This window comes from Bradyrhizobium sp. 197, from assembly GCF_023073375.1.
In the GTDB taxonomy this organism is placed as follows: domain Bacteria; phylum Pseudomonadota; class Alphaproteobacteria; order Rhizobiales; family Xanthobacteraceae; genus Bradyrhizobium.
The window spans coordinates 104,295-118,858 of record NZ_JADPJJ010000079.1; the positions used below are offsets into that span (position 1 = coordinate 104,295).

General features: G+C 66.4%; 13 protein-coding genes and 1 riboswitch. Of the genes, 5 read left to right on the forward strand and 8 right to left on the reverse strand.

Annotated features, from left to right (window positions below):
• Window position 1 precedes the first annotated feature (1 nt).
• Genes IVB27_RS19300 through IVB27_RS19320 form a run of 5 tightly spaced genes read right to left on the reverse strand, consistent with a single transcriptional unit; the run spans window position 2 to window position 6,444 of the window.
• Window positions 2-631, reverse strand: a complete 630-nt coding sequence (locus tag IVB27_RS19300) for a precorrin-8X methylmutase (RefSeq protein WP_247444906.1) — start codon at window positions 629-631, stop codon at window positions 2-4.
• The gene (gene cobG / locus IVB27_RS19305) at window positions 631-1,794 is read right to left on the reverse strand and encodes a precorrin-3B synthase (protein WP_247444907.1); all 1,164 of its coding nucleotides are present in this window, start codon (window positions 1,792-1,794) and stop codon (window positions 631-633) included. The genes IVB27_RS19300 and cobG overlap by 1 nt, the downstream gene beginning before the upstream one ends.
• Window positions 1,791-5,039 (reverse strand): cobaltochelatase subunit CobN, encoded by a 3,249-nt coding sequence (cobN, locus tag IVB27_RS19310; protein WP_247444908.1) that lies wholly within the window; start codon window positions 5,037-5,039, stop codon window positions 1,791-1,793. The genes cobG and cobN overlap by 4 nt, the downstream gene beginning before the upstream one ends.
• Window positions 5,039-6,073 carry a cobalamin biosynthesis protein CobW gene (gene cobW / locus IVB27_RS19315; protein WP_247444909.1) on the reverse strand — a complete coding sequence of 345 codons (1,035 nt, stop codon included), beginning with the start codon at window positions 6,071-6,073 and terminating at the stop codon, window positions 5,039-5,041. The genes cobN and cobW overlap by 1 nt, the downstream gene beginning before the upstream one ends.
• The gene (locus IVB27_RS19320) at window positions 6,070-6,444 is read right to left on the reverse strand and encodes a DUF1636 family protein (RefSeq protein ID WP_247444910.1); all 375 of its coding nucleotides are present in this window, start codon (window positions 6,442-6,444) and stop codon (window positions 6,070-6,072) included. The genes cobW and IVB27_RS19320 overlap by 4 nt, the downstream gene beginning before the upstream one ends.
• A 95-nt stretch (window positions 6,445-6,539) precedes the next feature.
• Window positions 6,540-6,757: riboswitch (cobalamin riboswitch) on the reverse strand.
• Window positions 6,758-6,797: 40 nt separating this feature from the next.
• On the opposite strand from IVB27_RS19320, the gene cobO reads away from it, so the two are divergent.
• Both cobO and IVB27_RS19330 read left to right on the forward strand, forming a co-directional pair.
• On the forward strand, window positions 6,798-7,433 hold the full coding sequence (gene cobO / locus IVB27_RS19325; RefSeq protein ID WP_247444911.1) for a cob(I)yrinic acid a,c-diamide adenosyltransferase: 636 nt from the start codon (window positions 6,798-6,800) through the stop codon (window positions 7,431-7,433).
• Window positions 7,434-7,443: 10 nt separating this feature from the next.
• Window positions 7,444-8,892, forward strand: coding sequence for a cobyric acid synthase (locus IVB27_RS19330; RefSeq protein WP_247444912.1), 1,449 nt, complete (start codon window positions 7,444-7,446; stop codon window positions 8,890-8,892).
• Here IVB27_RS19330 and cobD read toward each other — a convergent pair.
• Together cobD and cbiB are read right to left on the reverse strand one after the other, a co-directional pair.
• Complete coding sequence (gene cobD, locus IVB27_RS19335; protein ID WP_247444913.1) at window positions 8,881-9,846, reverse strand: threonine-phosphate decarboxylase CobD; 966 nt, start codon at window positions 9,844-9,846, stop codon at window positions 8,881-8,883. The two genes, IVB27_RS19330 and cobD, sit on opposite strands and share 12 nt — an antisense overlap.
• A gap of 11 nt (window positions 9,847-9,857) precedes the next feature.
• The gene (gene cbiB / locus IVB27_RS19340; RefSeq protein WP_247444914.1) at window positions 9,858-10,799 is read right to left on the reverse strand and encodes an adenosylcobinamide-phosphate synthase CbiB; all 942 of its coding nucleotides are present in this window, start codon (window positions 10,797-10,799) and stop codon (window positions 9,858-9,860) included.
• 121 nt (window positions 10,800-10,920) lie between these two features.
• Here cbiB and cobU point away from each other — a divergent pair, with 121 nt between their 5' ends.
• Genes cobU through bluB form a run of 3 tightly spaced genes read left to right on the forward strand, consistent with a single transcriptional unit; the run spans window position 10,921 to window position 12,840 of the window.
• Window positions 10,921-11,424 carry a bifunctional adenosylcobinamide kinase/adenosylcobinamide-phosphate guanylyltransferase gene (gene cobU, locus IVB27_RS19345; protein WP_247444915.1) on the forward strand — a complete coding sequence of 168 codons (504 nt, stop codon included), beginning with the start codon at window positions 10,921-10,923 and terminating at the stop codon, window positions 11,422-11,424.
• Window positions 11,421-12,203 (forward strand): adenosylcobinamide-GDP ribazoletransferase, encoded by a 783-nt coding sequence (cobS, locus tag IVB27_RS19350; protein ID WP_247444916.1) that lies wholly within the window; start codon window positions 11,421-11,423, stop codon window positions 12,201-12,203. The genes cobU and cobS overlap by 4 nt, the downstream gene beginning before the upstream one ends.
• Before the next feature lie 4 nt (window positions 12,204-12,207).
• Window positions 12,208-12,840, forward strand: a complete 633-nt coding sequence (gene bluB, locus IVB27_RS19355; protein ID WP_247444917.1) for a 5,6-dimethylbenzimidazole synthase — start codon at window positions 12,208-12,210, stop codon at window positions 12,838-12,840.
• A gap of 18 nt (window positions 12,841-12,858) precedes the next feature.
• Here bluB and IVB27_RS19360 read toward each other — a convergent pair whose 3' ends face one another.
• Complete coding sequence (locus tag IVB27_RS19360) at window positions 12,859-14,553, reverse strand: ShlB/FhaC/HecB family hemolysin secretion/activation protein (RefSeq protein ID WP_247444918.1); 1,695 nt, start codon at window positions 14,551-14,553, stop codon at window positions 12,859-12,861.
• Window positions 14,554-14,564 lie beyond the last annotated feature (11 nt).

Below are 14,564 nucleotides of genomic sequence, written 5' to 3' on the forward strand. Positions count from 1 at the left end.
GCTATTCGCTCCGGCTCGCCAGCGCGTTCACGGCGGCGACCGTGATCGCGGAACCGCCGAGGCGGCCCTCGACCGTGAGCGCCGGCACCGGCGGTTCGGCCATCAGCGCAGCCTTGGATTCGGCGGCGCCGACGAAGCCTACGGGACAGCCGATAATCGCCGCTGGCCGGGGACAGTCGCGGTCCTCCAGCATGTTGAGCAGATGAAACAATGCGGTCGGCGCGTTGCCGATCGCCACGATCGCGCCATCGAGATGCGGGCGCCACAATTCGAGAGCCGCAGCCGAGCGGGTGTTGCGCATGGATTGCGCGAGCGCGGGAACGGTCTCGTCGCCCAACGTGCAGATGACAGCATTGGCCGCGGGAAGCCGCGCGCGCGTAATTCCTTCGGAGACCATGCGCGCGTCGCACAGGATCGGTGCGCCCTTCTGCAAGGCTGCGCGCGCGGCTGTCGCCATGCCTGATGTGAAGCGGATATGCGCCTCCAGGCCGACCATTCCGGCGGCATGGATCATCCGCACCACCACCTGCTCCTCGTCCGGCGTGAAGCGCGCAAGATCGGCTTCGGCCCGGATGGTCGCAAAGGAGTGCCGGTAGATCGCCGCGCCGTCGGTCTCGTACGAGTGCGGCATCAGTGCCCCCCCATCAGGATGGAGGGATCTCTGACGATATCGTCGCGGCTCAGCCCCCGCAGGATGGGCTCATCGCGTGTCGACCCACCGCGCACGAGATCGAAGCCTGCGCCGGTCGCGACCAGAGTGATGGCGGCGGCACCGGAATGGGCGCAGCCCTTGGCGCAACCAGAGACGTGGAGCCGTGCGGCCGCGCCGATGTTCGGAGCCAGGGCCGCGGCCAGACCGCGGGTATCGGCATGCGCCTCGCGACAGCGTGGCGCACCGCTGCAGGCGATCACGCGTAGCGCAGGATCGTGGGCCTCGGTGATCAGGCCAGTCGCGTTCAGCATCACCCGCTTGCCTTCGCTCAAAACCATCCGCCACGGCGTCATGCGCAGCGCATGTCCGAAACCGGCGAACTGGTCGAGCGTCGCATGCGCCATCTGTCCGAAGGCGACGCCGACCATCGCACCTTGCGAATAGAGGCCGGGACGCGCCGCGGCCATGATCGGCGCCGGCTCGGCAGCGCCGAGCAATGCCGCCGGCAGGATTGCACCGGCGGCCAGATGCGCCGCCATCCGCCCTCGCCCGCCCCTGGCGCCGCCTGAGATCGCGAACCAGTTGGCGAGCGCGAGCGCGGTGGTCACGGCTTCGCCGCGCGCGACGGAGCGGCCGAGTTTGTCGCCATCGGCCCGCACCAGCAGTCCGCCGGATCGATCGCGTTCGATTCGTACGTCCGCGGAATCGCCCGCAAGCACGCGTGAGGTGCCGTCATCGATGGCGAAGCCGAACTTGGTTGGAAGTTCGAGCTTGCTGTCAGCGAGCGCCTCCTCAAGCTCGGCGGCGAGCGATTGTGTCGTGTCTCCGGCACGCCAGAACGGCGTCACAAGAATGTTGCGACGGGATTCGGTGTCAGCGTCGGGGTCGAGCAGCGCCAGTTCCGAAAGGCCGTCGAGCAGCAGCCTGTGGCTGGTGTCGCTGACGCCCCTGATCTGGAGATTGGCCCGACTGGTCACGTCGATCAGGCCGTTGCCATGGCGTTCGGCGAGACGGGCCAGTCCGGAGATTTGTGCAGCATCGAGCCGTCCGCCGAACGGACGTACACGAACCACGAGCCCGTCGCCCGATTGCATCGGGCGCAGCGCGCCGGGACACCAGCCCTTGACCACGGAAGCGCTCATGACGCCTCCCGCAGCGCAGCCGCGATCGAATTGCGGCGCGTTCGCCAGAGCGAGACCTCATGCAGGCGCGTGAAACATGTCTCCATCGCTGCCAGCGCTGCCGGATTTTCGCGGGCCATGAAGGCGCGGACGTCGTCATGGCCAAGCGTCGCATCATAGTAGAGGTCGAACAGATGCGGCGGCACCGCGCCGGCCAGATGCGCGAAGGCCGCCATGTGCTCGAGCGTTGCCGTGATCTCGGCCGCCCCGCGAAAACCGTGGCGCATCATGCCGGCGATCCAGGCCGGGTTGGCCGCGCGCGCGCGGACCACGCGCGAAATTTCCTCGGTCAGCGTACGCGCATGCGGCTGCTCGGGCCGCGTCGTGTCGAGATGATAGAGCGATGGTCCCGCCGCGCCGAGATGCGCTGCAGCCGCCGCGACGCCGGCTTCATGTGCGGCATAGTCGGCGGCGAGCAGAAGATCAGTTTCCGGCAAGTCCTGGACGTGCACGAAAGCATCGGCGGATGCGAGCCGCGATTCGATGCCGGCGCGATCGGGCTTGATCGCGCCGTCCGCGGAGAATGCCCAGGACGATGCCGACAGCCAGGCTTCGCCGGCGGCTTCGCGCGTCTCGGGCGTGAAGGCGTCAGGGATCGCCGAGAGGCCGACGCCGTATTGTCCGGGGCGCGGCGCGAACACGCGCGACGTACGATGGCGATACGGATTTTCATCGCCCTCGTCCTCACGGGTCGCCAGCGCCTCGGAGGCGGCTTCGAACAATTGCGCGAGGCCGGCGAAGACATCGCGAAACAGGCCCGAGACACGCAGCGTGACGTCGATGCGGGGCCGGCCAAGCTCGGCCGGCGCGATGATGTCGTAGCCGGTCAGACGGCCGGAGGCGTGATCCCAGCGCGGCGAAAGACCGGCCAGATGCAGCGCCATCGCAAACTCTTCGCCCGCGGTACGCATCGTCGCCGAGCCCCAGAGATCGACGACAAGGCCCTTCGGCCAGTCGCCGTGATCCTGCAGGTGACGACGTAGCAATTCTTCCGCGAGCTTGACGCCCTGGGCATGCGCCGACGGCGTCGGCACCGCGCGCGGATCGACGGCAAAGAGATTGCGTCCGCTGGGCAGCACGTCCTGACGCCCGCGATAGGGCGAACCTGACGGCCCCGGCGCGACACGCTGTCCTGCAAGCGCGGCTCGCAGAGCGTCTCGTTCCGCGTCGCCGCAGGGTCCGCGGCCGAACACGTGCAGGCCGTCGCCGAACTGGCTTTCCTTGAGATCGCAGACGAAGCGGTCGATCCGCGGGATCGCTTCGGCCGGCGCGGCCGCTGCATCGAGGCCAAGATCGTCTTCGAGGCCAGCCGCGCGTGCCTCGTCACGGATCGCGGCGATCAGACGCTGGCGGCGGGCGGGATCGAGGCCATCGGCGGTCGAGTACTCGTCCAGGAGCTGTTCGAGCCTGCGCAACCCGTCCGGCACCGCTGATGCTGCCAGTGGTGGCGGCAGATGGCCGATCGTGACGGCACCCAAACGCCGCTTGGCCTGCGCGGCCTCGCCAGGATCGTTGACGATGAAGGGATAGATGACAGGCAAATCGCCGGTCAGGGCTTCCGGCCAGCACGTCTGCGACAGCGCCACGGATTTTCCGGGCAGCCATTCCAGCGTGCCATGCGCGCCCATGTGCACGACGGCATCACAGCCCTGCCCCCGCAGCCAAAGATAGAACGCAACATAGGCGTGGCGTGGCGTGCGAGCGAGATCGTGATAGTCGGCATCGCGCGCGGTCGCATCGCCGCGCTCCGGCTGAACCGCGATGATCGATTGGCCGCACGCGATGGCCGCGAAATGAAACGCGCCATCGCGGCAACTCGGATCGGTCTCCGGCGCGCCCCAGGCTTGCGCGAGATCATCCTGCAAGACTTGCGGAAGGCGCGCGAGCGCCGCGCGGTAATCGGCAATGCTCCAGCTCAAGGTCTGCTTGAGCAGCGTCTCGCCGAGTCCATGGATCGGCGCGACATCGAAGCCGGCCTCCGCGAGGTCGGACAGCAACGCTTCGACCGAAGCAAGCGCATCGAGACCGACCGCATGCGCGATCTGGTGCGGACGACCCGGATAGTTCGAGAGCACGAGCGCCAACCGCTTGTCGGCAGCCGGCTTCTCGGCAAGGCGCCGCCAGGCTGCAACGCGCGCGGCGACGGCGTTCACGCGCTCTTCATCCGCGCGATGCGCAAGATGCGAGAATTGCAGATCGGGATCGCGCATCGCGGCCGATTTGAAGCTCACCACGCCCTCGAACAGACGGCCGTCGACCTCCGGCAGCACCACATGCATCGCGAGATCGCCGGGCGACAGACCACGCAGCGACTCGGTCCAGTCCTCGCGCCGCACCGATGAGAGCGCGACCTGGAACACCGGACAGGATGCAGCATCGAACGGCGTCGTGCCGTCCTCGCCCACCGCCGAGAACGCCGTCGCATTAACGATCGCAGCCGGAGGATTCTTCGCGAAATACCCCCTAAGCCAATCCGAGATGCCCGCAGCCTTCAGCGAGGTGACGAACACGCCATGCGCATCAAATCCCTTCTCGCGCAGCGCGGCAATCAGGGCATTGACCGGGCCGGTGTCCGCGGCGGTGAGATAGGAGCGATAGAACGTCACCAGCGCGCGCGGCTTGCCCTCGCCGTCAGTCGGCGCCGCAATGACGCCGCGCGCGGGGTCGTAAAAACCCATCTCGGGAACGTTCATCTCGCCGATAACCGGCCCGGCATAGAGACCGGAGGCCAGCGCGAGTTGCGCGATCGCCGCTTGCGCCGCGACGGGGCCGCCGGTGTCGCAGAGCACCTTGAGCCGCCGCAGCGTCGAGACCGGCAAGGTCGAATATGCGTCCAGCCGCGTGTCGTCGCGGCCGTCGGCCGGCAGCACGGCCAGGACGATGCCGCGATCCCTAGCCAGTTGCTGCAGAGCCGCGAGCCCATACGTCCAATAGGACTCACCGCCGATCAGACGCACCAGAATGCCGCGCGCCTGCGACAGCGTACGCTCGATATAGGTGTCGACCGAAAGCGGATGACGGAGCTCTGCGAGATTGACGAGCCGCAGCGACGGCAGAGTGTCGCGGCCACGGCGCCAGCCGGCCGCGAACGCCGCAAGATCGGAATCCGAATACGAGAGCACCACGAGATCGGCCGGGTCCTGGCCGATGTCCCTTGGCGTCGCGGTCTCCTCGAGACCGCGGCTCTCGCGGAAGACGACGTGCATCAGATACCGAGTCCCGCCTTGATCGCGGCTTCATCAATATTTCCGTGCTCGCCGATCACGACGAGCTTTGACTGCCTGTGACCAGCGCCCCAGGGCTTGTCGAACTGGTGGCGCACGCGTTCACCGACTGCTTGCAACAGCAAGCGCATCGGCTTGCCCGCAACCGCGATGTAACCCTTGGCGCGCAGCACGTTTTGCTCGCGTGCGAGACGCTGGACCGATGCGACCAGCGCATCGACATCGGCGACTTCAGGAAGATCGATCACGACCGAAGCAAAATCATCGTGCTCGTGCTCTTCCTCGCCGTCGTGATGCGAAGGACGCGCAGCAAGATCTTTCTCGGCGGCAGCGCCGAGACCGAGAATGAGGCGCGCGTCGATCGCGCCATCGGTCACCGGCAACATCGGCACGCGGCGCGGCATCTCGGCGGTGATCGCCGCCTTGGCCGCTTCGAGGCCTGCCGCGCCCGCAAGATCCGCCTTGGTCAGCAGCACGATGTCCGCGCAGGCGATCTGGTCCTCGAACACCTCCGACAGCGGCGTCTCGTGATCGAGATTTTTGTCCGCCGCGCGCTGCGCTTCGACAGCAATCGGGTCGGGCGCGAAGCGACCAGCGGCGACAGCTTCGGCATCGGCCAGCGCGATTACGCCGTCGACCGTGATGCGCGAACGGATCTCCGGCCAGTCAAATGCCTTCAGCAACGGCTTTGGCAGCGCCAGGCCCGAGGTTTCGATCAGGATGTGATCGGGCCTTACCGGCCGCGACAGCAACTTCTCCATGGTCGGAATGAAATCGTCGGCGACGGTGCAGCAGATGCAGCCATTGGCGAGCTCGATGATGTTCTCTTCCGGGCAATTGGCATCGGCACAGGATTTCAGGATCTCGCCGTCAACGCCCTGGCTGCCGAACTCGTTGACGAGCACCGCAAGCTTCTTGCCGTTGGCGTTGGCGAGCAGATGCTGGATCAGCGTCGTCTTGCCGGAGCCGAGAAATCCCGTGACCACCGTGACCGGGACTTTTGCGAGCGAATTCATTCGGCGGTCTCCGGCACGACGGCCATGGGGGGAATGCGGGCAAGCGATTGCTTGCGGAAGATCTCGGGACGGCTGCGCCAGGGCACGAGGCCGTCGGGCGCGGCGGCATAGGCGGCGGCGCCCGCGACCACGTCGGGCGCATTCGCATCCGACAGGCGACCATAGACATAAGACCAGCGGCCGGGCGCGCTGAGCGCGACCGAGCAGCCCTGGCTGCATGCAGACAGGCATTCGACCGGAACTACATTGACGCCGTCGGGCACGCCGGCATCGAGGATCGCACCATGCAGGCGCTTGCCGGGTGTCGCCTCGCCCTCGCCGAGCGACTCCCCGGCACGGCAGGTGATGCAGACGTGAAGTGTGACGGTCATCGCCTCTTCCAGAATAAATAGCGGGAAGCGAAGAGGCGCACGAACCATTCTTGCGAAGGCCCGCTTCCCCGTCGCGGAACACCCCGTCCGCCGGTCCAAAATCGTCCGCGCTGGCAGGTCTCCCGGCTTCCGGAGCAGGGTTTCCCCTTCGATCCCCGCCTTCCCGATCCCCAAGGGGTCAGTGGCTTCGGGCATCTCTCCGGTCACGGTCGCGGGGGCGGCTGCATTTTGGAACCAAATCTTGCCGATTCGGACCCTATCGCATTCCCTCTTCGCCTGTCGTAGGACAGGAACCAACGCCGGGCCACCATTTGCCCCCGGCCGCCTCTTGTCAAGCCGAAGGACCCCGTCCGATGACGCCTGAACCGGATACCCAAACGGTCGACGAGACCGACGCCCGCCACGCCTCGAAAATGGCGAAGAAGAAGGTCGCCCGCGACAAGATCATAGCGACCAAGAGCGGTGAAAAGGGCCTCATCATCGTCCACACCGGCGCCGGCAAGGGCAAGTCCTCCTCCGCCTTCGGCATGATCGTCCGTTGCGTCGCCCACGGCTTCCCCTGCGCGGTCGTGCAGTTCATCAAGGGTGCCTGGGATACCGGCGAACGCCGCATGCTTACCGGCCATTTCGGCGACCTCTGCCAGTTCCACGCCATGGGCGAAGGCTTCACCTGGGAGACGCAGGACCGCGCCCGCGACATCGCCGCCGCGCGCGCCGGCTGGGAGAAGGCCAAGGAGCTAATTCTCGACCACAACCTGCGCATGGTCGTGCTCGACGAGATCAACATCGCGCTGCGCTACGACTATCTCGACATCGCCGAGGTCGTCGATTTTCTGGCTACGCAGAAGCCGCCGATGACGCATGTCGTGCTCACGGGACGCAACGCCAAGGACGAGCTGATCGAGATCGCCGATCTCGTCACCGAGATGACGCTGGTCAAGCATCCCTTCCGCTCCGGCATCAAGGCGCAAGCCGGCGTCGAGTTCTGAGCACGACGCGATGGCGCGCGCATTGATGATCCAGGGGGCCGGCTCGGACGTGGGCAAGTCGCTCATCGTCGCCGGCCTCGCGCGGGCCTTCACGCGACGCGGCCTGCGCGTGCTCCCGTTCAAGCCGCAGAACATGTCGAACAATGCGGCCGTGACCGTCGACGGCGGCGAGATCGGCCGCGCCCAGGCGCTCCAGGCGCTCGCCGCCGGCGTCGAGCCGCACACCGACATGAACCCGGTGCTGCTGAAGCCCGAGACCGATGTCGGCGCGCAGGTGATCGTGCAGGGGAAACGCATCGCGACCGCGCGCGCGCGCGAATATGCGGCGATGAAGCCGTCATTGATGGGCGCCGTGCTGGAGAGCTTTGGGCGGCTGAAGGTGCGCGCCGATCTCGTGCTGGTCGAAGGCGCCGGCAGTCCGGCCGAGGTGAACTTACGCGAGGCCGACATCGCCAATATGGGCTTTGCGCGCAAGGCCGATGTGCCGGTGGTACTGGTCGGCGACATCGACCGCGGCGGGGTCATCGCGCAACTCGTCGGCATCAAGACGGTGATCGACCCGGACGATGCCGCGATGATCCAGGGTTTTGTCATCAACAAGTTCCGCGGCGACCCCACGCTGTTCGACGACGGCTACAAGCTGATCGAGCAGAAAACATCATGGCGCGGCTTCGGCGTGCTGCCCTGGTTCACGCGCGCCGGCGAGCTGCCGGCCGAGGATGCGCTGGGCCTGAGCGATGCGCGCAAGCCGGGGCAATGCAAGATCGCATGTCTCGCGCTGTCGCGGATCGCCAATTTCGACGATCTCGATCCGCTAAAACTCGAGCCTGGCGTCGATCTCGTGATGGTGCGGCCGGGCGAAGCCATTCCCGGCGACGTCAGGCTCGTCATCATTCCCGGCTCGAAGTCCACCCGCGGCGACCTCGCCTTCCTGCGCGCGCAGGGCTGGGACATCGATCTCCTGGCGCACTACCGCAGAGGCGGCCATGTGCTCGGCCTCTGCGGCGGCTATCAGATGCTCGGACACAGCGTCACTGATCCCGATGGCATCGAGGGCCCCGCGGGCGACACACCGGGTCTCGGACTTCTGGACGTAGAAACGGTGATGAGCCCGCAGAAGACGCTGACGCGCATCGCGGCCGTGCATGCCGCGACGGATCAGCCGATCGAAGCCTACGAAATCCACATCGGCCGCACCGACGGGCCCGACCGCGCGCGGCCATTCGCAAAGCTGAATGGTGAACCGGAAGGCGCGATCTCGCGCGACGGACGTGTGCAAGGCAGTTATCTGCACGGCCTTTTCAGGTCGGATGATTTCCGCAAGGCGTTTTTGGCAAAGCTAGACATTCCCGCAGGCGACGAGCCGTATCACGCCAGGATCGAGAGTGCGCTCGATGCCCTCGCCGATCACATCGAGCAGCATCTCGACGTCGACGGCCTGCTCGCGCTAGCGCGCTAGAGCCGCGGCCAGACGCGTCCATTCGGATTCGCTGCCCGGAAGCCCGAGGCGCAGCCATGTCGGCTCTCGCGCGAACACGCGCGACCAGATCTGGCTACGCGCCAGCGTTTCCTGCGCGGCGAGCGCGTCGGGTGTCTCGTAGAGACGAAACAGTGGCGTCCCGCCAACGAGCGTCCAGCCTTGCGACTGCACCATGGCGTCGAGACGAACGCAGTCTCGCGCGAGCCGCGCGGATGTGGCTTCCGCCCAGGCATCGTCACGCAGAGCGCGGCAGCCAATCGCGATCGCCGCTCCCGAGACCGGCCACGGCCCCGACAACGCCGCGAGCCTGGCAATATCGGACGAATTGCCGAGCGCAAAGCCAAGCCGCAGGCCGGCAAGGCCATAGAACTTTCCGAAGGAGCGCAGGATCAGCAGCCCCGGCCGATCTGCTTCCGGTGCAAGCGACAGTTGCGGGTCCATATCGGCAAAACTCTCGTCGATGACGAGACGGCCGACGCGCGGCAGCAGCTCCAGCAAATCCTTTGACGGATGGCACCGGCCGTCGGGATTATTGGGATTGATGACAATGGCGAGGTCCGCGCCGGTCAGCGCCTCGAGCGCGCTGACCTCTTCCACCTCCCAGCCCGCGGCCGAGAGGACCCCGGCATATTCGTTGTAGGTCGGCGCGAGGATGCGCGCGCGACCGGGTGGTGCGAGTTGCGGCAGCAATTGAATTGCGGCCTGGGCGCCGCCAAGCGCAGCGACCGCCGCGCTGGTGCGGTAAGCGTGCCGCGCCGCCTGATGCAGCGCCTCGATCTCGGATCGCGACGGTAAGGCATTCCAAGCGCGCGAGCTCACCTCGCCCACGGGATAAGGCAGGCGGTTGATCCCCGTCGACAGATCGATCCAGTCCTCGGCGCGACCGCCGAAACGCTGCTGGGCCAAATCGAGATTGCCACCGTGCTCGCGCATGCGCTGTTCTTTCACGCGAAGACCAGGATCGCAAGGATTCCGGCGAGCAGCAGCATGGCGCGGCGATAAACCATCAGCCCCGTGCCGATGTCGGCGGCGAGCGGATCGCGCGCACCTTCATTCAGCCATGGCTCGTTCGTGGTGCTGCCGTGATAGATGCGCGGACCGCTGAGCCGCACACCAAGCGCGCCGGCCATGGCCGCTTCCGGCCAGCCGGCATTCGGCGAGCGATGACGGCGTGCATCCCGCATCATGCAAGACAACGCCTCGGATCGCTGTGGCGCAAGCAGCACGAACAGAAACCCGGTCAGCCGCGCTGGAATGAAATTGGCGACGTCGTCGATGCGCGCCGCCGCCCAGCCGAAGGCTTCGTGCCGTTCGTTGCGATGACCGATCATGGAGTCCAGCGTGTTGATCGCCTTGTAGCCCAAGATGCCGGGCAGACCGAACAGCGCGCCCCAGAACACGGGTGCGACAATGCCGTCGGATGCATTCTCGGCGAGACTCTCGATCGCCGCGCGCGCGATGCCGGCCTCGTCGAGCGTCAGGGGATCGCGGCCAACGATGCGCGAGACCGCGTCGCGTGCGGCGGCGATATCACCGGCCCGCATGGGATTTGCGACGGCAGCAACGTGGTCGAGCAAGGAGCGCAAGGCGACCAGCGGCCAGGCCAGGACGCCGACCAGCACGACCTGGATCCAGCCCAAGGGAGGCAAGGACTGAAGCGCCCAACCGAGCGCGACGGCGAGCGCGATCACGACGAGTGCGCCGGCAACGCCCGCGGCCCGGCGAAGCGCCGGCGGATCGGACGCACGATTCCAGGCGCTGTCGATGGCAGAGATCAGCCGGCCCAGCCAAGTGACGGGATGGCCGATCCGCGCGAACAACCACGACGGCCAGCCCAACAGGGCATCCACCGCCATCGCCACGACCATCGCACCGGCAAAACCCACGCACGCCTCCTGTCCCGCCCCTGTTGCGCAAACCCCGGCCGGAGCGCAAGCCCCCGGCTGGCGGATTTCGGCTTTGTCTTTGCCCAAGTTTGGTGATTAGTGCTGGCCGACAGGAGACTTTATGGCCGTCATTTTGATCACCGGCGGAGCACGGTCAGGCAAGAGCAAGCGTGCGGAAATGCGCACGCGCGCCTTTCCCGGGCAGCCGTTCTACGTCGCAACGGCCGAGGCTCTCGATGCGGAAATGGAGGCGCGCATCACCAAGCATCGCGCGCGCCGCGGAACCGACTGGATGGAACGCGAAGTGCCGCTCGATCTCGTGCCCGCGCTCGTCGCAACCGACGGCGGCGGCGCAAGGCTGGTCGATTGCCTGACGCTGTGGCTCTCCAACCTCATGCACGCGGGACGCGACTGGGAGCGGGAGATGACAGAGCTTGCCGGCTCCTTGCCCCGCCTGAAGAGCCCCGTCGTCTTCGTCACCAATGAAGTCGGCCTTGGTATCGTGCCCGACAACGCGTTGGCGCGCAGCTTTCGCGATGCCGCCGGGATCATGAACCAGACCATCGCGACGGTGGCCGACGAGGTCGAGTTCGTTGTCGCCGGCCTGCCGATGAAACTGAAATGACGCCGCGCGCCGAGCTTCTGCGGGACATCATCGCCGATCTCAGGATCGCGGCGTCCTTTGTCACGATCCTGCCGGTGGCATCGTCGAAGCCAGCGGGCGACGGGGCCATCGCGCGCGCGACCTGGGCGCTTCCCGTTGCGGGGCTGGCCGTCGGGCTTACCGGCGCTTTGGTTTATGCGATCGCCAGCCGGTTCGGCCTGACACCGCACCTTGCCGCCCTGCTCGCGCTGGCCGCGACCGCCCTCATCACCGGCGCGCTGCATGAGGACGGCCTTGCCGATACTGCCGACGGGCTCGGCGGCGGCCGCACGCGCGAGCGCAAGCTCGAGATCATGCGCGACAGCCGGATCGGCACCTATGGCGTCTGCGCGCTGATCCTGTCGTTCGGCCTGCGCTGGAGCGCGCTCGCGGCGATCGCCAATCCGTGGGCCGTCATGCTCGCACTGTGCGCTGCGCACATCGCTGCCCGCGCGGGCGTGCCCGCCTTCATGTCGCTGGTCACCCCTGCACGAACTGACGGCTTGTCGGCAAGTGCGGGATCTCCGCCGGGCCGCAGCGTCGCCATCGCCATCGCTGGTGGAACGCTCGCGCTTGGGCTTGCGCTTGGGCCGGGAAAGGCGCTCGTCAGCCTGATCCTGCTCTCCGTCGCCGGCCTGATGCTGGCGCGACTTGCCATCCGCCAAATCGGCGGACAAACCGGCGACATCCTCGGCGCGTTCGAACAGAGCGGCGAAATCCTCATTCTGCTGGTGGCGGCATCCTTCCGGATGGGAGGCTGATCATATGGTCGAGTTCGACAGCACTTTCCGTCAGCACTTGCGCGAACTATTCGTGTGGCGCCGCGACGTGCGCCGCTTCCGCAGCGATCCTTTGCAGGACGGCGCCATCGATCGCCTGATCGAGACGGCCTGTCTCTCACCCTCGGTCGGCCTCAGCCAGCCCTGGCGCTTCGTCATCGTCGATGACGCCGCACGGCGCCGAGCCGTGATCGACGACTTCAAAGCGTGCAACGCCGACGCGCTGAATGCCTATGCCGGTGAGCGCGCAGCGCGCTATGCCACGCTGAAATTGTCGGGTCTCGAACAGGCCCCCGGCCACCTCGCCGTGTTCGCCGACAAGGCCAGCGACATCGGTCACGGCCTCGGCCGCGCGACGATGCCGGAGACGACGGAATATTCCGTGGTTGCCGCAATCACCGCGATGTGGCTGGCCGCGCGCGCCGAAGGCATCGGGCTTGGCTGGGTATCGATCCTCAATCCGGATCGCATCCACGCCATTCTCGACGTGCCTGATACCTGGAAGTTCATCGCCTATCTCTGCATCGGCTATCCCGAACTCGAGTGCGACCAGCCCGAGCTGGAACAGGCAAAGTGGGAGCAGCGCCACGGCGCGGAAGAATTCACGCTGCGACGCTAAGCGCGTCCCCCATACGCGCTACGACTTGCTCCTGCCGGCAATTGCCGCCACCGGCGCGGGGCTTTCCTGCTTCTGGAACATCAACAACGGCCGGAGAATGACGCGGCCATAGGCTTCGTAGTGGTTCTGGGTCGAGACGGCCATCTTCAGCGGCGTCGCGTAATTGGCCTCGAACGTCAGGAACGACGCGTAGGTCCAGGAAAAGCCGACGCCGACCGAGCCCAGTTCGGTGATGCCGGGAAATGTCGAATATACCGCGCCCCAGTCGGTGAAGATGTAGGTGTCGAAACCCCTGAGCCATTGCGACCAATTGTAGTGCAGCTCGGCGTTGAAGTAGTAGCCGCTGTCACCGGACGCCGAGTTGGAGGGATAACCGCGCACGGTGGTGGGGCCACCGATCGAAAAAATCTGGTCGCCCGGCAGCAGCTTCTCCTGCGTGTATTGCCAGCTCGCCAGCACATTGGTGCTGAAATTCGCCGGGCCTGCGGCGCTGGTCGCGATCAACGAGCCGGTATAGGTGTTGAACGCGCGGTTGTTGCCAAGCACATGGTCTTGCCACTCGATGTAGTTCACGGCCGGCGAGACAGTGATCGAATAGGTGTTGCCGGAATTGGTCACCGAGAGGCCCGCCGTGGCCTTGTCGTAATGATCCTGGGTCACGGCGACCGTGGCGAAGCGGCTGACCGTCTTGCCCTCGGTCTCCGCGGCGTTGAGCAGCACCAGCCAGTTCTGCGTCACCCAGACCGGTTGGCTGAAATTGACCGCGGCCTGGCTTGAGCGTCCGGTGACGTCGAGCGCGACGAACGGGCCCTGGATGATCTTGATCTTGCCTTCGGTGTAGCTGACACCGACGCGGCCACCCCAGGGATTGACCGGAACGCTGTAGGCGGCGTTGCCGTTGAGATTACCGTCGGAACGGACACCGTAGAAGGTCAGGCGGTCGTCGACGCCGAACAGACCGTGGCGCTTGTAGAAGGCCCCACCCTCCCAACGCCCGGTGTTTTCCGCGCCCTGGTTGTCGGTGAAGAGCTGCAGGGTGTCGATCGGCGGCTCGATCACCGCGAACTGGAGATCGGTCAGGCCGAAGCTCGTGCCGGGCTGGAGCAGCGCCTTGATCTGCACGTCGTTGGTTCGGTTGAACCAGATCACATCGCGATTGAGTTGTGGAACGTCGAGGACCTCGCCTTCAGGCTCCTTCACGCGCTGAAGGATGTAGTCGGTGCGCGTCTGCTTGTTACCCTCGATGGTCGTCTTCTGGAGCCGGCCTTCGGTCAGCTTGACGCGGACGATGCCGCCCTTGGCATCCTGCTCGGGCAGCGTCGCTATGCCCGTGACGATGCCGCGCTCGGTGTAGATGGCATTGATGTCGGCGACGAGCTGCAACAGCGAGGCGATGTCGACGTTCTTGCCGACATACTTCTTCGCGATCTCGTCGAGCTCGGCCGGCGTGATGAACTTCGAGCCGTCGAACTCGACCTTGCGCAGGCGGAATTTGGGGCCGCCCGGCTTCAGGAGCTGGGACTTTTCCCGCTCACCGCCGATCACCGCCGGCCCGTTGAGCTTCGGCGGCGCGCTCTGCTGTTCGAGCTGCCGGCGCTGCCGGTCGACGTCGTTCTGGATCACGCCGGGATTGATCGAGGGCACCTGTGCGCGTGCGGGAGCGATGCAGCAAGCTGCCAGCCCAACCCCAAATGCTGCCCCCAGAATCCGCATTCCAAATCCCG